Genomic DNA, 17,297 nt, shown 5'->3' with positions numbered 1-17,297 from the left:
ACTCTCGCTTATGGGCGGGAGGGCGGTGAATACAATACCCCTTCGCGGGGGAATAAACCCGCCTGACTCTACCAGGTTGTGAACCTCCCGCTCACCAGTGGGTTGTCACAAGCCTTCTGCTGAGTGGTTCATTTAACACCCCAGTAGAGAGGGCTTTATGATGACTGAAACTGGTAAAAAGAGTAGTGCCCATACGTCCCTTCGCAATGAAGTGGATCAGCTTCGACTATCGACCAACCACCTCAAAAATCTAGTTTATTCCATGAGCGTGGTGATGAGCGAGCGCATGGAGCATACCCAGGAATATGAAGCGTTGCTGACGCTGTTTGATACTGTGCGCAATCACATAGAAAATGCGCAGGCAAGTAGTGAGAGGATCTCCGATCTGCTTGATCCTTGTGCACTGGACGTCTCAAAAGACTAAAAAATATGGAATACCGAGAGGTCCTGCCTCTCATGGAATGTTCTGGCTTGGGAGGTGTAATGCCTCTCAGGCCTTTTTGATTCTGACCTGAGTTTCCAATGATCATCCATAGACCGGGAAGGGGCTTCACTAGAGACCCGGAAGGGGTATTGGCCTCCATTGCCTCAAATCAGGCTTCTGTCCGAGCCCCCCTGCCAAAAGGCAAACCCCGCACGAGGCGGGGTACAATCCATATCCTAAAATCTGCCTGGCTCAAATCAGCCCGAGTTCTCGCAGTGTGGTTGCTGCATCAAGAAGCTGGTTGGTGTTTACTTCCACCGTCAGTGTCATGCTGTCTGCATTGACCCGAGCCTTGACCGCGGCTTTGTCATCAAGAGCATGGGCAATCGGGTCGCAGGCCTCATAGGGCCTGTGTTCGTCAAATCCGACTTTGGCTAAGTCGTGTGCTGCAATTCTGATTGTGCTGGTTCTCATAGCACTTCCTCCATTCAGCAGGCACCCTGCCCGGCTTCACGACCACAACCCCGCTCCTTTGGCGGGGTCAGGCTTCTTGTGGGGTGATGGGCTTAGCTTTCCAGTTCAGCTGCCAGCTTGTCTCTGGCGGCGCCTAGCATGTCCAAGTAAGCACCGCCTCGGTGCAGGATGATCTTACCCGCCCACAGCTCCTCGGCGTTCTTGTCACCGAAGACCTCGCGCATTTCCTCGTTTGTGTAGCGTAGGATATCGCAGCCCCATTGAGGGTGCTCTGTGTAGATGTAATTCACGTGCATGGCGTATAGTCCTCTCCTTTCTTGTGCCTTCTACACATGGATTGAGTTTGGGTTATCCGGTACCGCGCAATGCCATACCCATCCGCACAATCAAGGGCTTATAGGTGTCATACCGTTGATCTCGTGGTGCATGAGGGCCCGCTTAGTGTGGCGAGCGCGCGCTTTCAAACAAGAGGTGCCTTGCTTGCTGATGCCGTCTATTCCCGGCTGCTATCGTCTCGCGACCGCTTTGGGCTGGGTTCAATTGCGTCCTACCGCACTCCCCAACAAATGACCCTGCACTTCTGGCGCGACAGAAACGGGTTGGTTCGGGCAGATTATCGCTATGCTCGGCAGCGCTGCGGTCTCCTCCTCCAATCGCAGTCAAGCCGTGCAATATCCTCGGCACAATCCCATACCATGCATTCCCTTCCCCGGCTTTTGGGTCCTTCCGGGCCGCAATCGTATGCGGTGGGGCTTTGCGCACCAGATCACCAGTTGCAGTCCAAAATTTTGGGTTCGCACTTTGGGTTCGCGGTTCGCACCTAGCGGAAAAGAACGAAGGCACCGCATCGCAACATTCCTAATTAAGATATTGTTGCATCGAGCATTTTAACGGTGGCACTCTGATCTCAGAAATCACCTGAAGGTGCGAACTTAGAGTTTTGGGTTCGCACCTTCAGGTTCGCACCTAGGGTTCGCGGTTCGCACCCTGAATTCCATGGTTCGCACCCAACCAACAGGAGCTATTCTTTGCAAGTCGAGATGCTGTCCATCGCGGCGCTAGTGCCTTGCGCACGCAACGCTAGAACGCATCCCGATTGGCAGATTACTCAGATTGCAAGTTCCATAGCTGAGTTTGGTTTTACCAACCCGATCTTAGTTGGCGCTGATAACGACATCATCGCCGGCCATGGGCGCCTACTAGCCGCACAAAAGCTAGAGCTCAAAGAAGTGCCCGCCATTCGGCTTTCGCATCTCTCCGAGATGCAGCGACGAGCCTTGATCATTGCCGACAACAGAATTGCGGAGAATGCCGGTTGGGACGAAGCGTTGCTTCGTGAGGAACTGGCAGCGCTCAGCGATGATAGCTTCGATCTGGATGTACTGGGGTTTTCCGATGAGGAACTTGGTGAGCTTTTGCGGTTTGGAGGCGAGGACACTCCACCTCCTCCACCTGGTGACGAGGACCATGTCCCTTCGCCAGAACCGGTACATGCCTCGGTTCCTGGTTGCATCTGGCTTTTGGGCGAACACCGCCTCATGTGCGGCGACAGCACGTCTTCAGATCAGATGGGCATGTTGTGCGATGGCGCATTGATCGATGCTATCTGGACCGATCCGCCCTACAACGTGAACTACGAGGGCGTGGCAGGAAAGATCGAGAACGACAACCTCAGCAAAGACGCCTTCCGTAAGTTCCTGCTGGATGCATTTTCCTCTACCGCATCCGTCATGCGCGGTGGTGCGCCCATCTATGTGGCACATTCAGAGACCGAAGGGGTAAGTTTCCGCCGTGCTTTTGTCCAAGCCGGCTTCAAGCTCTCCAGCTGCCTCATCTGGGTCAAGCCTGCTCTCGTTATTGGCCACGCAGACTACCAGTGGCGCCACGAACCTATCCTCTATGGCTGGAAACTTGGAGCCTCTCACAGCTGGTACGGCGGGCGCACAAACACGACTGTGTTCGAGGCGGATGGCAAATCCTTGCGGGTGATGCCAGATGGTAGTTTGCAGATCGACCTGGGTGATCAGGTGGTCATCGTTGAAGGGGAGAAGATGACCATGCGATCGCTCAACAGCACCGTTATTCATCATGATAAACCGATAAGAAGCGCTCAGCACCCAACCATGAAGCCGGTTTCCCTCGTCCAGCAGATGTTGGAGAATTCAACTAACCAAGGCGATCTAGTGTTGGATCCGTTTGGTGGCTCAGGATCCACACTGATTGCCTGCGAAAAGTTAGGGCTCAAGGCACACATCATGGAACTTGATCCTAAATACTGCGATGTGATTGTGGCCCGCTGGCAAGAATACACTGGCCAGAAAGCCACTCTTGCAGGTGATAGCCGCAGCTTCGACGATATCCGCACTCTTGTAAGTGCCTGAACCTCATCCACCGACATGAACAGCAAATGCATGGACTGGAGCTATGGGATTATCTCGGCGGGCATATGCGGAGCATCGCAAAGCTTTGGGGTTGCCCGGCGCCTCCGATATGGCCGTTCGCAAGGCGATCCAATCGGGCAGGATCACGGTTGAGGCCGATGGTAGCATTGATCCGGCCAAAGCGGATGCGCAGTGGGCATCGTCAACAGACAGCTCCAAGCGACGTTCACGTAAGCACACTAAGCCCGACCAGTCTGGATCAGTCAAAACAAGATCTTCAGTAACTCCACCACTTGCTGATAGCCCAGACCAGCTAGGCGCTTCCCAAGGCATTACCTACGCCAAGGCACGGGCAGCCAATGAAGCTTTGAAGGCACAACGCTCCAAGCTGCTCTTGCAACAGCTCAAGGGCGAGCTCATTGATCGTCGTGCGGCGGTGAACCATGTGTTTGACCTCGCCCGCAAAGAGCGCGATTCCTGGCTGCAACTGCCAGCTCGTGTTGCTGCCAATATGGCAGCGGAGCTGGGCGTAGATGCCCATAAGATGGAGCTGTTGCTTGATGAGGTTATTCGCGATCACTTAGCCCGGCTTTCCGAAATCAAGATAGAGCTCAGTGGGTGAGTATCAGGGCACAAGTGACATTCAAACCGCCTGGCTTTCGGGACTGGCCCCGGATCCAGCTCTCACCGTTACGCAGTGGGCTGATGCCAAACGCTATCTGTCTTCCAAAGGCGCCGCTGAGCCCGGCAAATATGCAAGTTCGCGTACCCCGTTTATGCGCGCCATCATGGATGCGCTGTCGCCCAGTCACTGGGCGCAGAAGATCATCTTTGCCAAATCCGCTCAGGTTGGCGCGACGGAGGCCGGCATCAACTGGATCGGGCACACCATGGAGGTGGCGCCTGGTCCGTTTTTAGCCGTGCAAGCCAATGAAACCACCGCCAAGCGGTTCTCCCGCCAGCGGGTCGATCCGATGATTGAGGCAACACCAACGATACGAGGGATTGTTGCCCCGGCTAAATCACGCGACAGCGGCAACACACAATTGGAAAAGAGCTATCCTGGTGGGCATCTCTTCATTGCTGGCGGCAACTCGGCGGCAGGCCTCAGGTCCATGCCAATCCGCTATGTGCACCTGGATGAAGTGGATGCTTACAAAGATGACCTTGATGAGGAGGGCGACCCGGTCACTTTGGCGGAAGCGCGCACCCATACCTTTGGCCGGCGCAAGAAGATCTACATCTCCTCAACGCCAACCATCAAGGGAGCCTCACGCATTGAAGCGGAGTTCGAGCTTTCTGACCAGAACCGCTACTTCCTACCCTGCCCCCATTGTCTGGGCTTACAGGTTCTAAAATTCGAACGTCTCAAGTGGGATTGGGGTAGTCCGCGATCTGTTCGATACCTGTGCGAGCTTTGCGACCAGCCAATCGAAGAGCGCCATAAGACCTGGATGATGGGTCCGGAGAATGGCGCGTGCTGGCAACCAACTGCAGATCCAGAACTGATCCGCAAGGCCCATGAAGCTGGTATTGTCGGGTTTCATATATCGGGGCTTTATTCGCCCATTGGCTGGCTGTCCTGGGAGGCGATTGCCCGCTCCTGGGAAGCGGCCCAGGGCAAGGATGCATTGCTCAAGGCGTTCAAGAACACCACCCTTGGCGAGACCTGGGAAGAGCAAGGCGAAGCCCCGGATTGGCAAAAGCTTTATGAGCGCCGTGAGAGCTTCAAGCTTGGCCTTGTCCCCGAAGGTGGTTTGGTTCTCACCATGGGCGTTGATGTACAGCGTGCTGGACGGTTGGAAGCGGATGTTTGGGCCTGGGGGCGAGGTGGGACAAGCTGGTTGGTGGATCACATCACTTTGGATGGTGATGTCACCAGGGACGACGTGTGGGATGAGCTTACCGAGCTTTGTGCCAGCATCTGGCCTCATGAGAGCGGTGTGCCCATGTCCATCGCCCGTGTTGGCATTGATACCGGCGATGGTATGACGGTGGATTCCGTTTATGCCTGGGTTCGTAAGATGGGCCGCGGCCAGGTGATTGCCCTCAAGGGCCGTGGCGGGTTCGATCGCATCGCGCCCGTTGATGGCCCCAGCTATGTGGACGTGACTGAGGGCGGGCGCAAAATCTCCCGCGGCGTGGCGCTTTGGAACGTAGCGGTTTCCGTCTTTAAGTTAGAGACCTACCGCTACTTCCGCTTGAGCGTGCCTACCGAGGAAGATCTGGCCCTTGGCAAAGCCTATCCGGCAGGTTTCATCCATGTGGGCCAGGGCATCACCGCCGAGTGGTTCAAGCAGGTCACTGCCGAGCAGTTGGTTCAGCGCAAAAACAAGCGCACCGGCTTTGCCAAGTCCGAGTGGGTCAAAACCCGAGAACGCAACGAGGCATTGGATTGCCGCGTCTATGCCCGCGCGGTGGCATGGCTGCTTGGTATAGACCGCTGGGATGAAAGCCGCTGGCAGGATCTGGAAGCCCAGCTCAAACAAGCCCAGCAATCCACCCCAGAACCTGCAGGGCAGCCGCAACGGCAGAAGCGATCCCGTAAGACCAAACAGAACACCTGGTTCGGCAAACAGCAAAGGAACTGGTTTAAATGAGCTGGACACCGGCAGAGCTGGCAGCCTTGAAGAAAGCCTACGCTGCTGGGGCTACCCGTGTGTCCTATGAGGGCAAGACGGTCGAGTATGACAGCGGCGCTCAGCTTCTGGCCCGGATCCGCATCATTGAAGCGGAAATTGCAGCGACAAACGGCAAGAAAAAGCCCGTGGCAGGGTTTGTCCGCTTTACCCGCGAGATTAGATGAAAAACAAGCCGGTGCAGGTTCCCTTCACCTGGACCGACCAGGCACTGGCACTGTTCTCCCCCACACGAGCGGCGAAGCGCTATGCTAGTCGGGCCACGCTTGCCAACTTGCGCCGACTGTATGAAGGCGCGCAAAAGGGTAGATTGAGCGAGGGCTGGCGTTCCAGCAACTCAGCAGCTGATAGCGAGATTGCTGTGGCGGGCTCCCTGCTTCGTGACCGCATGCGTGATCTGGTGCGCAACAACCCATTGGCAGCGCAAGCGCTTCAGGTGCTCGTCAACAACATGGTTGGGCCTGGCATCCGGCCACGGGCAGCAACAGCCAACAAGGCGCGCAACAAGAAGATCGACAAGCTCTGGAACGAATGGTCCAAGTCTTGCGACGCTCATGGCCACACAGACTTTCATGGGCTTTTGAGCCTGGCCGTTCGTGAGATGATTGAAGGCGGTGAGGTCTTTGCGCTCAAGCGCCCTCAGCGTAGCTCCAAAGGCAAGGTTCCGTTGCAGATTGAGCTGCGAGAAGCCGATCATCTGGATACCTCCCGGCTGAGTGAGACCAAAGACAACTCCACCCGTCAGGGCATTGAATACGACACATCCGGCAGGCGCACCGCCTATTGGATGTTTCCCGATCATCCGGGGGACACCACCTCTGCCTTTACGCGCCGGTTGGAATCCATTCGCATTCCGGCAGACATGGTGGCGCATCTGTTTGAGCGTCAGCGGGTGCAGGCACGAGGCGTGCCCTGGGGAACGCCCGCCATGACCGCGCTGCGGGATCTGGGTGACTGGCAGCTTGCTGAAATGATGCGCAAGAAAACCGAGGCCTGCCTTGTTGGCGTGGTGCTGGGCGAAGACGGCGATGGCGGGGCCTCCGTTGCGCCCACAGTGGAAGATGCAGATGGCAACCAGATCGAGCATTTCTCCCCCGGCATGATCGCCTATGCACGGGGCGGCAAAGACATTCGCTTCAACACACCGGGCCATTCTGGTGGCATAGCCGAATGGAACCGGGTGCAGATGCATATCATCGCGTCAGGTTTCCGCGTGCCGTATGCGCTGATGACGGGTGACCTCAGTCAGGCCAACTTTTCTTCCAATCGGGCTGGGCTTAATGAGTTCCGCCGTATGGTCGATCAAGTGCAATGGCACGTCATCATCCCGATGTTCTGTGAGCGCATTTGGGCGTGGTTTGTTGAGGCCGCTTACACCGCAGGGCTGATTGACACGCTGGAGGTGCCCGCTGAATGGGCACCGCCCAAGTTTGAAAGCGTCAATCCCAAACAGGATGCAGAAACCGACCTTATAGAGACCAGATCCGGCTTTACCTCCCTACCTCAGCAGATCGCCAAGCGCGGCTACGATCCACAACAGGTGGTGGAAGAACAAGCCGCCTTCCTTATCGAGACCGACAACCTCGGCCTGGTTCTCGACAGCGATCCACGCAAGGTGTCCCGTGCCGGCCTTGCACAAACAGACCCGCAAACAGATACCCCAAGCAGCACCGCGAAGGACTAAGCCTGATGCCAGAGCAAACATTCAACCTGCCGCTTTTGGGGCGGGCCGCAGAAGTGCGTGCCGAGAGCGTGGACCGTGAGGCACGTACCATCCAGATTGTCTGGACCACGGGCGCAACCGTGCAGCGCATGCGCTGGGAAGGTTGGGATGAGCTTGTTGAATATGATGAAGAGCTACAGGTTGATGAGCGATCCGTTCGCCTTGGCAGATTGGATGCTGGTGCTCCGTTCCTCAATTCCCACAATGCCTGGCGCTTAGAGAATGTGCTGGGCTCTGTAGTGCCAGGCTCCGTCCGATTGCAAGACGGCAAAGGCGTTGCCACCATCCGGCTCACCGATGCGCCAGATGCCTCCGGCATAGTCCAGCGCATCATGGAAGGCACCGTGCGCAGTGTGTCTGTCGGCTACCGCGTTCACACCTATGAGATCACGGCGCAAGAAGGCAAGCGCGAACTCTGGCGGGCCACCGACTGGGAGCCTCTGGAAGTCTCAGCAGTCGCCATTCCAGCTGATCCGGGTGCGCAAACACGGGCCCGAGGAGAAATGCCCCACTCCTTCAGTCCTTGCACCCTTATTCGCAGTGTGCCGTTCTCCCCCTCGCCCAAGGAGGCATTGATGCCCGATACGCCCAAAGCCCCACCAGCAGAAGATAAGACAAGGACAAACCCTCCGAAAACACTAGAGCAAACAGCTTCGCCCTCAGTGCCCACGGAGGAAGCACCGAACGTTGAAACCGTGCGTGCAGAAGAGCGCACCCGCGTCAGCACCATCACTCAACTGTGCCGGCGTCATAAGCTGGATGAAAGCTATTCAGATGATCTGATCGCCCGTGGCGTATCGTTGGAGACCGCCCGATCAGAAATCCTCGACGAGATCTATGAGGCTGATCCGCTCAAAGGCAAAACCTCAGAACCAGTCCCAGCAGAAGCACGAGGACAAGACACTCGAGAGATCTCTTATCGCGATGCCCTCACCAATGCACTGCAACACCGCGCTTCGCCTGATCTCAACAAACTTGGTGAGGATGCTCGGCAGTTTCGTGGCATGACACTTTTGGAACTTGCCCGTCATTCTCTGGAGCGGCGCGGCTTCAGCACCCTTGGCATGAGTAAGATGGAGTTGGCCACTGCCGCCTTTGCCATGCGCTCTGCAGGTTATCACGCCACTTCTGACTTTCCGGCCATTCTTGCCAATGTGGCCGGCAAGACTTTGCGCGATGCTTATGATATCACCCCGCGCACCTTCCGCCCCTGGGCCCGGCGTACAACCATCGTTGACTTCAAACCCGTACAGCGCACCCAGCTTGGCGGCGCGCCAGACTTACAAAAAGTGCTCGAATCTGGCGAGTTCCAATACGGAACCATGGGCGAAGGCAAAGAAGTCTATGCACTGGCCACCTACGGCAAGATCATCGCTATCACTCGCCAGGCACTGATAAATGATGATCTGGATGCTTTTACCCGGATCCCGCGCTCTTTTGGTGCATCAGCTGCTGATCTGGAAAGCGACATTGTCTACGCTATCCTCAAGGACAATCCGGTGATGCAGGATGGGACTGCGTTGTTTCATGCAAAGCATAACAATCTGGGCGCTGCAGCCAGAATTGATGAAACGTCCCTCACCGCTGCCTACCGCGCCTTTGGCCTGCACAAGGGGCTTGAAGGGAGGCTGATCTCGGTGCAGCCACGCTACATCATCACACCGCCCGGCCCGCGGTCAGTCGAAGCACGCAAGCAGATCACGGCCACCACACCGGCCAACACCGCGGATGTGAATGCTTATGCTGGCCGCCTTGAACCCATAGAAGAACCGCGCCTGATCCCGGCATCAGGACAGGATCCCTGGTTCATGGCTGCGGATCCGGCTCGTATTGATACAGTGGAGTTTGCTTATCTGGAGGGCCAGGAAGGTGTCTTTACTGAAACCCGCACAGGCTTTGAGGTCGACGGCATTGAGATCAAGGCCAGGCATGACTTTGCCGCCAAGGCCATTGACCACCGCGGGCTCTATAAGAACCCTGGCGCAGCGGCGTAACGTACTGAAAGTTTGGGATATTTTTCTTTGCAATATCAGCAAGTTCAACATACTGAGGGTTCAGCATCAGAGCAGGCCTGTTCACCCTTGAGAGCTAGACTTCGTTCCAGAAAATCGATCAGCAAACTATGGTGTAGATTTTCTCCATCACTACCCGGCACGTGACCTTCTTCTGCGTAATAGTGAGCCTCTACAGGCAAACCGCTTTCCTCTCGACGAGTTTCCAGTCGGCGTGTCATTTCAGGCGACCAAGTGAGATCTTTAAGGCCAGCAGAAAGAAACAGAGGTTCAGGAAAAGCTTCAACTGGTATCGGTGTGGTCGGTAACAGATTGCTAGAATCACCATTCCAGCACCATGCACGACGCGCACAATCCCACACCTGCCAGCCGGGGTCACCGGCGTCCCGAAAGTGCTTTGCATCAAATGCTCCACACACAACGTCTGGCGCAGCAAGGCAAGCAACTGCGTCGGGTCGTCCATCTATCTCTTTTTGAGCCATAAGCGATGCGACGAGCAATGCATGCTCAGCCCCTCGTGAGACACCGTATAGTACGACCCGACCATCACATGCTTCAAACTCACGAAGAGCGTGAATGGCATCGACGGTGCGCGTTAGTTCGACATCTTCGATCGCCCCAGCATTCCACGCATTGCCACCAACAGAGTACCCGTGCGGGTATGAGAGGAAACCTGAAGCAGCAAGAATAGCTGCGGTTCGATGCGACCAGCCGGAACTGCTCCCCTCAGATCCATGTAGAATTAGTATCGCAGGAAACGGGCCATCATCGGGAGGGCCATAAGTTGTCCCAAATTCTGGCAACAATCTGCGAATAACAGCTAGCGCTGACATGGTCGGATACCTCTTGCAGTGTTTTACAACAACAGTCTCAGTTTGCCATACTCTTCGTGGGAGTAAAACCGCGATGCTGCCCTATTCCGAAACCCAGAGGTAATACCCATGAAGAACTTCATCTCTCAGGGAAGTACGCTCACGTTCACCAATGACACAGGCGCGCCGATTAGCTCCGGCAGCGGCGTCCTGCTCGGCACTATCTTCGGCGTTGCCGCCAGCGACATCGCTGAGAACGCAAGCGGCGTCCTGAACCTGGTTGGCACCTATGAGCTCGCTAAAGCGCCCTCTGAGGCGTGGAGCTTGGGCGCTGCAACCTATTGGGACAACACAGCCAAACACTGCACCAATGTTGCCACCGATAACACGCTCATCGGCGCTGCAACAGAAGCTGTTGGCGGCGGGGCCACCGACACACTCGGCAAAGTACGTCTGAACGGCTCGTTTGGCTGATGGAGTTTTTCCTATCGGCGATCGATCTGATCTTTGCCGATGACAGCATGGCCCGCACTGCGCTTTATCGCAGGCAAGGTAGAGGCGACGCTATCCCCGTACGCATAATCCTGCGCTCCCCCGAAGCCCTACAACAGTATAATGGCGGCAGGTTTCGTCAGGATGCGGTCTTCATTGATGTGCGGGTAAGCGAAGTCCCTGAGCTTTCCAAGCACGGCACCTTTGAGCTTATAGCAGAAGATGGAACGCCTTCAGGGCAAGTCTATGAGCTTACCGGCGAACCAGCCCGAGACCGTGAGCGGCTTATCTGGCAAGGGGAAGCCGCCACCTTATGAAGCTCCTCGTCAAGGTCAACGGTTCCCCTGAAGACTTGATGGTAAAGGAGCTGAAGCTTGCTGAGAATGCTGTCACCAAGGGCATTCGCACTGCCGGTAAGGGGCTCAAGCAAGATTGGCGTTCCCAAATCCAAAGCGCCGGCCTTGGTACCAAGCTGGCACGAACCATCCGCCAGCAAAGCTATCCATTGCGGGGCACAAGTCTCAAAGCAGCCAGTCTGGTTTACAGCCGTGCCAGCAAAGTGGTGGACGCCCATGACCGCGGTATTCTCATCAGATCCAAAGAAGGCTTCTGGCTTGCCATTCCCATTGGCGTTGCCGCCAAAATGCGCGGACCGCAAAACAAACGCATTACGCCTGGTGGCTTTGAACGGCGTACCGGCATTCGCCTGCGCTTTGTCTATCGACGCGGGCAGCCCTCACTACTGGTGGCAGAGGATGCCCGCTTCACCAAACGCGGACACATTGGCAAGAAAGGTGGCAGGCGACGTAAGGACGGTATCTTAACTGGCGCACAGACCATTCCTGTGTTTTTGCTCGTGCCTCAAGTCAAACTCAAGAAACGCCTGGATTTGGACCGAGACACCGAGCTTTGGGGAAGCCGTCTGCCCGGTCTGATTGTTGCCAATTGGAAGGAACGGTGATGGCTGCTAGCACCTCTGAGCAAGTGCTGAGCGCTTTGTTCGAGATGCTGCAAAGCAACACGCCCACTGGCGTAAAACTCCTACGCAATGAAGCTTATCCCGAGCGTATTCCTGCAGCCGGCATCCTGATTTTACGCGATGGCGATCCTGGTGAGCCGGAAGTGACGCTGTCACCGCCCTCGTACCTTTATGAGCACCGCACGGAAGTGGATGTTCTGGTGGAAGCACGAGAGACTGAAGCGCGGGACGCTGCCTTTGATGCGCTGAAGCAGACAGTAGGTGCTGCCATTGCATCCGATAGAAGTCTTGGAGGACTGTGCGACTACATGGAAGCCGAAGCCCCAGCGCCCATTGATCTGGCCCTTGAAGGCACGCAAGCCCTCAAGGCCGCAACCATCACCATCAAACTCATTTACGCCTCCTTCGATCCTCTTGCATAGAAAGGACGACCCATGGCCCGTGCCCGAGGTGCCCGCTCTGTCTTAGCTGCCGCCTTTGAAACAACCTACGGCACAGCCCCTGCTGCTGGGTCCTATTGGAAACTGCCCTTTGCCAGTTCCAATCTTGGCAGCGAGCAGCCCTTGCTGGAGAGCGAGCTTCTGGGTCAGGGCCGCGATCCCTATCCGCCGGTCAAAGACGCCATCACCACAGAAGGCGATATCAGCGTGCCCATTGATGTGCGCTATCTTGGCATCTGGCTAAAGGCGTTGTTCGGAGAGCCAGAGACAACGGGTTCTGCAGCGCCCTACTCGCATAGCTTTCAAAGTGGCAAGTGGGACCTGCCCAGTCTTGCCATTGAGGTGGGCATGCCGGATGTGCCCTACTTTGCCATGAATACAGGATGCCGGGCCAATTCCATCAACTGGACCATGCAGCGCTCAGGACTGGTAACGGCTACCATCAACCTGATTGCGCAAGGCGAGACCACCGGCACCAGCTCCAGCACCGGTGATCTGCAGCAACTGCCCCTCAAACGGTTTGGCTCGTTTAGCGGCTCCATCCTGCGCAATGATGTGCAGCTTGGCAACATCACCTCCGGCCAGATCACCTATACCAACAATCTGGAACCCGTTGAGACCATCCGCGGTGACGGCATGATTGATAGCGCAGACCCAGCCATGGCCATGCTGTCCGGCACTATCGATGTGCGCTTTGCCGATCAGACGCTTTTGTCTCAAGCACTTGCTGGAGAACCCTGCAAACTGAGTTTCCGCTATGCGCTGGGCGGTGACACCAGCTTTGAGCTTGTTGCCCATGCAGTGTACTTGCCCAAGCCTAAGCTTACCATTGAAGGTCCTGGCGGTGTTCAGGTGAGTTTTGCCTGGCAAGCGGCTCGCGATGAAGCGTTGGGCCGAATGGCAACCGCCACGCTTAAGAACGATGTTGCTTCCTATGACAATCCATCTGCTTAAGGAGCTGCCATGCGCCTTGATCTTAGCTTAGAGCCCAAATGGTATGATCTCATCCCCGAAGCTGGCATTCGGGTACTGGCCGATCCTGCCATTACCGACATCATGGATGCTGCCCGTGAGGATGAGCGATTGATCGCTCTTGCCGGTGACGAACCTCTATCTGAGGTGATCGAGCCCGGCAAAGCCACCAGGCTTGCCCGTGTTCTGTCCCTAGTCGTTGCACAGCAAGTCATTCGTGACTGGGAAGGTGTGGAAGAAGAATTTGGTGTTAAGGCAAAGTTGACACCTGACCACATCGAAGCATTTCTGCAGCACCCTCAAATTGCCGATGCATGGTTGCTTTATTACATGCAATATTGGCTTCAGGTAGACAAAGATATACTTGAAGAAAAAAACGTCTCTGCGCCCTTGCTGAGTGGCACTTCAGCGGCGGCGCAGAGTATTGCAGCGCGTGCCCCAGTAAATGCAAAGACTGCCCGCAAAAACAACACCAGCCGCAAAGCCAGGAAGGGCGTCGGCTCTGGCAGATCGTCATGAGACTTGGCGGTCAGGTGCGCACTGTCTCCACCATGAACGGCTATGTGGTTTTGGGCTGGGACATGGGAGCTACCTTAAAGCTTGCTGATAATCTTGGTGCCAATCCCTATCTGGCAGCCTTGATCCTACCTGAGATCGAGCAGATTGCTTGCACCAAGATTAACGAGAGGCTGCAGGCAGGTGGCTGAGCGCAAGGTCTCTGTCAGGCTGGCAGCTATTGGCGGTAAAGCCCTTAAGGATGATCTGGTCGCCATCGGTAAAACTGGAAGCGCGGCTCTTACCCAGATCGCATCGGCCAGCGAGGTTGCCAATGCGGGACTTGATGAGGTCTCTTTAGCTGTTGCCAGAGGCCGAGAACAGTTGGAACAGCTTGCCGCCAAAGCTGCAAGATCAGCCAATGCCCTTAGAACAACGGCAACAGCCACCACACCGCTGATTGATCAGATCAACCGCATGAGCGGTGTGACACCCGCGATTGGCAAAACCACAGCAGAGTTTCTGGCTCAAGGTCAGGCCTTGGATGATCTACGGGCCAGATACAATCCTGTCTTTGGTGTGATCCGCAGATACCAGCAAGCCATCTCAGAGATTAAAGCCGCCCATCTGGAAGGGGCGATCTCAGTCAATGAGATGACAGCTGCTATTGCCCGTGAGCGCAGCGAGACCTTGCAAAGTATCGCTGCCCTTAAGAACCGGACAACGGCTATCACTCGTATGGCCCGCGCATCGCGAGGCGCAACCTTGCGCCTGCAGCAGATGTTCTTTCAGGTGAATGATATTGGTGTCTCGCTGGCCGGTGGGCAGAACCCGTTTCTGGTCCTGGTCCAGCAAGGCACGCAGATTGCCCAGATCTATGGTTTTGGTAATGGCGGCGTCTCTGGAGCCTTCAAAGATCTAAGATCCCTTCTTGTCGGTGTGGCGCGCAGGTTCTGGCCAGTGGCTGTTGCCGTGGGTGTGGTGACAGCTGCCTTTGCTGGCCTGACCTATGAGATCAATCAGACCAGCGAGACTTCAGTCACCATAGGCGATACACTGCTTGCCGTCTGGCAGCTCATCCGGGATGGGTTTAATGCGCTTGTTGCACCCCTCATCAATGCGCTTGCTCCGTGGTTTGAAGCAGCCTGGACCCGTGTGGTGGCTGCCACCAAAGCCACCGGCAATTTCATCATCAATGAGATGAAGATCACTTATGAAATCATCACCACCATCTGGGAGCAATTGCCTGCTGCCTTTGCCGCACTCATGATCGGAGCCACCAATGCGGTGATCCGCGGCATCAATCTGATGATCCGCAAAACCACCCAGGGCCTCAACACGCTAAGCCGGGCGGCTAACCGGGTGCTTGCCAATATTCCCGGCCTTGATGAGAGTTTCCGCGTTGGTGAGCTGCCAACCGTTCAGATCGGGCAGATTGCCAATCCTTATGCAGATCAGGTGGCAGCAGCCTCCAAAGCCCTGGATGAGCGCGTTCGGGAAATCTCAAAGCAGGATCCCATGGGTGAGCTGTTTTCTGCCATCAAAACCCGGGCTGTTCAAAATGCCCTCAACCGCATTACAGAGACGGCAGATAAAACTGGCAAGGCAGTCAAAAAAGCTGCGGAAGAGGCCAAGGTCGGATGGGAGGCAGCTCTTGCATCAATCGAGGCCTATGTGGCCAGCGCCCGCGATATTGGTAGCGCCTTTGGCGATCGCATTGTCAAAGTATTTTCAGATGGCGAGCAGGCCGTTGCGAACTTCGTTCAAACTGGCAAGCTGGAGTTTAAAAGCCTCATCACCTCGCTCATTGCCGATATGGCAAAGCTGGCAGCCCGGCGGTTTATCTTTGGCCCTATCGCCTCAGGTCTTTCCAGTAGCCTGAGCAATCCATCAGGCGGCCTGCAAAACCTGCTCTCTGGCTTCTTCAAATCGCTCCTGACACCGGCAACAAGCTTTGCAGGCGGTGGACATACCGGATCAGCCCCGCGCTCCGGCGGGCTTGATGGTCGCGGTGGTTTCCTCGCGCTCATGCATCCCCAAGAACGCATCATTGATGAGTTTAGAAGTGGCAGAGAGAGACAGCAATCCATACCACCTGTCATCGTCAATATCGAAACCCGTGATGTGGACTCTTTCCGCCAGTCCCGAACACAGGTGGCAGCTGACATTCAGCGGGCGGTTGCTCGTGGTCGCCGAGGGCTTTGATGGTCTTTCATGATATGCGCTTCCCGGAAAAGATCAGCCGTGGTGCCAGAGGTGGACCACGCCGGCGCACGCAAGTGGTGGAGCTTTACTCCGGGCGTGAAGAGCGCAACGCCTCCTGGGCGAATTCCCGGCGTGAATATGATGTGGCCTTTGGCATCCGCAGCAATGATCAACTGCAAGAAGTTATTGCCTTCTTTGAAGCGCGCAATGGAAGACTCTACCCGTTCCGCTTCAAAGACTGGGCGGACTACAAAAGCACCCTGCCCTCCAAAGCCATCTCACCCCTGGACCAGCAGATTGGTGTTGGTGATGGAACACAGACAACATTCCAACTACGCAAGCTCTATGGCACCGAGGCGCTCGGGTACTGGCGCACCATCACGAAGCCGGTGACCGGTAGCATCCGGGTTGCCGTGAACAACATCGAGAAATCGAGCGGCTGGACAGCTGACCTTGCCACAGGCCGCATCAGCTTCAGCACGACACCGACAACGGGAGCCATCATCACCGCTGGTTTTGAGTTCGATGTGCCCTGCCGCTTTGACACTGACAGCATCGACGTGACGCTGGATCTGGAACGCCTTGGCTCCATCACCTCCATCCCCTTGATTGAAGTTCGGGACACCTGACACCCATGAAGAAACTCTCCGAAGGTCTGGCTGCCCATCTGGCCAGCGGTACCACCACGCTGTGCTGGTGTTGGCGGCTAGTCCGCAAAGACGGTGTGGTCTTTGGCTTTACCGATCATGACCTCGCTCTGCGGTTCGGCGGCACCAGCTTTGAACCGGAGACCGGTCTCATTCCATCAGAACTACGCGCCTCATCCGATCTTGCCGTGGATGCTCAGGAAGCCGAAGGGGTGCTGTCTTCCGACCATATCTCCGAGACCGATATCTTTGCCGGGCTTTGGGACAATGCCAGTGTGGAAGTCTGGCGCGTCAACTGGCAGAACCCTGAGGAAAGGGTTCTGATGCGACGTGGATCCATCGGCCAGATACGGCGCGGCAAAACCGCCTTTGTTGCCGAGGTGCGCAGCATGGCCCATGTGCTGGAGCAAAGCGTGGGTCGCACTTTCCAGAATGCCTGCGATGCAGCCCTTGGTGACAACCGCTGCAAAGTCAATCTGGAAGCGCCTGAACTTAGCGCTACCGGCACCGTCACCAGCCTCATCAGCGATCGTGGCTTTGTCGTCTCTGGCTTAGATGAATTTGCAGCTGACTGGTTTGCTCTTGGCCTGCTTAACTGGCAG

General features: G+C 56.1%; 20 protein-coding genes. 17 read left to right on the top strand and 3 right to left on the bottom strand.

Annotated elements, in window-relative coordinates; genetic code table 11:
• Window positions 1-157 precede the first annotated feature (157 nt).
• A complete protein-coding gene (locus tag PsWM33_RS09050) occupies window positions 158-424 on the top strand; it encodes a hypothetical protein (protein WP_208994480.1) in 267 nt (88 codons plus the stop codon).
• A 252-nt stretch (window positions 425-676) separates the two neighbouring features.
• Here PsWM33_RS09050 and PsWM33_RS09045 read toward each other — a convergent pair whose 3' ends face one another.
• Both PsWM33_RS09045 and PsWM33_RS09040 read right to left on the bottom strand, forming a co-directional pair.
• A complete protein-coding gene (locus tag PsWM33_RS09045) occupies window positions 677-898 on the bottom strand; it encodes a hypothetical protein (RefSeq protein WP_063299995.1) in 222 nt (73 codons plus the stop codon).
• Window positions 899-990: 92 nt separating this feature from the next.
• A complete protein-coding gene (locus PsWM33_RS09040; RefSeq protein WP_063299994.1) occupies window positions 991-1,194 on the bottom strand; it encodes a hypothetical protein in 204 nt (67 codons plus the stop codon).
• A 732-nt stretch (window positions 1,195-1,926) separates the two neighbouring features.
• Here PsWM33_RS09040 and PsWM33_RS09035 point away from each other — a divergent pair.
• The 6 genes from PsWM33_RS09035 to PsWM33_RS09010 are packed head-to-tail and all read left to right on the top strand — an operon-like array spanning window position 1,927 to window position 9,635.
• Window positions 1,927-3,279: a site-specific DNA-methyltransferase gene (locus tag PsWM33_RS09035; protein ID WP_153039919.1), complete on the top strand. Its 1,353-nt coding sequence runs from the start codon at window positions 1,927-1,929 to the stop codon at window positions 3,277-3,279.
• Between the two features lie 43 nt (window positions 3,280-3,322).
• A complete protein-coding gene (locus PsWM33_RS09030; protein ID WP_082826943.1) occupies window positions 3,323-3,901 on the top strand; it encodes a hypothetical protein in 579 nt (192 codons plus the stop codon).
• The gene (locus PsWM33_RS09025; protein WP_206598991.1) at window positions 3,894-5,879 is read left to right on the top strand and encodes a phage terminase large subunit family protein; all 1,986 of its coding nucleotides are present in this window, start codon (window positions 3,894-3,896) and stop codon (window positions 5,877-5,879) included. The genes PsWM33_RS09030 and PsWM33_RS09025 overlap by 8 nt, the downstream gene beginning before the upstream one ends.
• Entirely contained in the window at window positions 5,876-6,085 is a 210-nt protein-coding gene (locus tag PsWM33_RS09020; RefSeq protein WP_063299991.1) for a phage head-tail joining protein, read from the top strand. The genes PsWM33_RS09025 and PsWM33_RS09020 overlap by 4 nt, the downstream gene beginning before the upstream one ends.
• Window positions 6,082-7,602: a phage portal protein gene (locus PsWM33_RS09015; RefSeq protein ID WP_063299990.1), complete on the top strand. Its 1,521-nt coding sequence runs from the start codon at window positions 6,082-6,084 to the stop codon at window positions 7,600-7,602. Before PsWM33_RS09020 ends, PsWM33_RS09015 begins: the two co-directional genes overlap by 4 nt.
• A 5-nt stretch (window positions 7,603-7,607) precedes the next feature.
• A complete protein-coding gene (locus tag PsWM33_RS09010) occupies window positions 7,608-9,635 on the top strand; it encodes a prohead protease/major capsid protein fusion protein (RefSeq protein WP_063299989.1) in 2,028 nt (675 codons plus the stop codon).
• A 44-nt stretch (window positions 9,636-9,679) separates the two neighbouring features.
• Here the strand turns inward: PsWM33_RS09010 and PsWM33_RS09005 are convergent, their stop codons facing one another.
• Window positions 9,680-10,486, bottom strand: a complete 807-nt coding sequence (locus tag PsWM33_RS09005; protein WP_063297195.1) for an alpha/beta hydrolase family protein — start codon at window positions 10,484-10,486, stop codon at window positions 9,680-9,682.
• 108 nt (window positions 10,487-10,594) lie between these two features.
• Here PsWM33_RS09005 and PsWM33_RS09000 point away from each other — a divergent pair, with 108 nt between their 5' ends.
• From PsWM33_RS09000 to PsWM33_RS08955, 10 genes are all read left to right on the top strand, one after another.
• Window positions 10,595-10,939, top strand: coding sequence for a DUF2190 family protein (locus PsWM33_RS09000; RefSeq protein ID WP_063299988.1), 345 nt, complete (start codon window positions 10,595-10,597; stop codon window positions 10,937-10,939).
• Window positions 10,939-11,274: a head-tail joining protein gene (locus tag PsWM33_RS08995; RefSeq protein ID WP_063299987.1), complete on the top strand. Its 336-nt coding sequence runs from the start codon at window positions 10,939-10,941 to the stop codon at window positions 11,272-11,274. Before PsWM33_RS09000 ends, PsWM33_RS08995 begins: the two co-directional genes overlap by 1 nt.
• Entirely contained in the window at window positions 11,271-11,918 is a 648-nt protein-coding gene (locus PsWM33_RS08990) for a DUF6441 family protein (RefSeq protein WP_063299986.1), read from the top strand. The genes PsWM33_RS08995 and PsWM33_RS08990 overlap by 4 nt, the downstream gene beginning before the upstream one ends.
• Window positions 11,918-12,358 (top strand): hypothetical protein, encoded by a 441-nt coding sequence (locus tag PsWM33_RS08985; protein ID WP_063299985.1) that lies wholly within the window; start codon window positions 11,918-11,920, stop codon window positions 12,356-12,358. The genes PsWM33_RS08990 and PsWM33_RS08985 overlap by 1 nt, the downstream gene beginning before the upstream one ends.
• A 12-nt stretch (window positions 12,359-12,370) precedes the next feature.
• Window positions 12,371-13,330, top strand: coding sequence for a phage tail tube protein (locus PsWM33_RS08980; RefSeq protein WP_063299984.1), 960 nt, complete (start codon window positions 12,371-12,373; stop codon window positions 13,328-13,330).
• A gap of 9 nt (window positions 13,331-13,339) precedes the next feature.
• Entirely contained in the window at window positions 13,340-13,867 is a 528-nt protein-coding gene (locus tag PsWM33_RS08975) for a hypothetical protein (protein WP_063299983.1), read from the top strand.
• Window positions 13,864-14,055, top strand: coding sequence for a DUF7697 family protein (locus PsWM33_RS08970; protein ID WP_063299982.1), 192 nt, complete (start codon window positions 13,864-13,866; stop codon window positions 14,053-14,055). Before PsWM33_RS08975 ends, PsWM33_RS08970 begins: the two co-directional genes overlap by 4 nt.
• On the top strand, window positions 14,048-16,048 hold the full coding sequence (locus PsWM33_RS08965; RefSeq protein ID WP_063299981.1) for a phage tail tape measure C-terminal domain-containing protein: 2,001 nt from the start codon (window positions 14,048-14,050) through the stop codon (window positions 16,046-16,048). The genes PsWM33_RS08970 and PsWM33_RS08965 overlap by 8 nt, the downstream gene beginning before the upstream one ends.
• Window positions 16,048-16,677 (top strand): DUF2460 domain-containing protein, encoded by a 630-nt coding sequence (locus PsWM33_RS08960; protein ID WP_063299980.1) that lies wholly within the window; start codon window positions 16,048-16,050, stop codon window positions 16,675-16,677. The genes PsWM33_RS08965 and PsWM33_RS08960 overlap by 1 nt, the downstream gene beginning before the upstream one ends.
• A gap of 5 nt (window positions 16,678-16,682) precedes the next feature.
• A partial coding sequence (locus PsWM33_RS08955; RefSeq protein WP_244276677.1) for a DUF2163 domain-containing protein occupies window positions 16,683-17,297 on the top strand: 615 nt, incomplete at its 3' end.

Origin of the sequence: Pseudovibrio sp. WM33 (assembly GCF_001623165.1) — a bacterium.
Taxonomy (GTDB): Bacteria; Pseudomonadota; Alphaproteobacteria; order Rhizobiales; family Stappiaceae; genus Pseudovibrio.
The sequence above is the reverse complement of the archived record's forward strand: the minus strand, read 5'-3'. Positions and strand labels throughout refer to the sequence as shown.

Bases quoted from the DNA above. Each gene is read 5' to 3' on its own strand.
- PsWM33_RS08990 (WP_063299986.1), top strand. From the start codon at position 11,271: ATGAAGCTCCTCGTCAAGGTCAACGGTTCCCCTGAAGACTTGATGGTA.
- PsWM33_RS09020 (WP_063299991.1), top strand. From the start codon at position 5,876: ATGAGCTGGACACCGGCAGAGCTGGCAGCCTTGAAGAAAGCCTACGCT.
- PsWM33_RS09030 (WP_082826943.1), top strand. From the start codon at position 3,323: ATGGGATTATCTCGGCGGGCATATGCGGAGCATCGCAAAGCTTTGGGG.
- PsWM33_RS09000 (WP_063299988.1), top strand. From the start codon at position 10,595: ATGAAGAACTTCATCTCTCAGGGAAGTACGCTCACGTTCACCAATGAC.
- PsWM33_RS08995 (WP_063299987.1), top strand. From the start codon at position 10,939: ATGGAGTTTTTCCTATCGGCGATCGATCTGATCTTTGCCGATGACAGC.
- PsWM33_RS09015 (WP_063299990.1), top strand. From the start codon at position 6,082: ATGAAAAACAAGCCGGTGCAGGTTCCCTTCACCTGGACCGACCAGGCA.
- PsWM33_RS09050 (WP_208994480.1), top strand. From the start codon at position 158: ATGATGACTGAAACTGGTAAAAAGAGTAGTGCCCATACGTCCCTTCGC.
- PsWM33_RS09040 (WP_063299994.1), bottom strand. From the start codon at position 1,194: ATGCACGTGAATTACATCTACACAGAGCACCCTCAATGGGGCTGCGAT.
- PsWM33_RS09005 (WP_063297195.1), bottom strand. From the start codon at position 10,486: ATGTCAGCGCTAGCTGTTATTCGCAGATTGTTGCCAGAATTTGGGACA.
- PsWM33_RS08960 (WP_063299980.1), top strand. From the start codon at position 16,048: ATGGTCTTTCATGATATGCGCTTCCCGGAAAAGATCAGCCGTGGTGCC.
- PsWM33_RS08975 (WP_063299983.1), top strand. From the start codon at position 13,340: ATGCGCCTTGATCTTAGCTTAGAGCCCAAATGGTATGATCTCATCCCC.
- PsWM33_RS08985 (WP_063299985.1), top strand. From the start codon at position 11,918: ATGGCTGCTAGCACCTCTGAGCAAGTGCTGAGCGCTTTGTTCGAGATG.
- PsWM33_RS08980 (WP_063299984.1), top strand. From the start codon at position 12,371: ATGGCCCGTGCCCGAGGTGCCCGCTCTGTCTTAGCTGCCGCCTTTGAA.
- PsWM33_RS08970 (WP_063299982.1), top strand. From the start codon at position 13,864: ATGAGACTTGGCGGTCAGGTGCGCACTGTCTCCACCATGAACGGCTAT.
- PsWM33_RS09045 (WP_063299995.1), bottom strand. From the start codon at position 898: ATGAGAACCAGCACAATCAGAATTGCAGCACACGACTTAGCCAAAGTC.
- PsWM33_RS09010 (WP_063299989.1), top strand. From the start codon at position 7,608: ATGCCAGAGCAAACATTCAACCTGCCGCTTTTGGGGCGGGCCGCAGAA.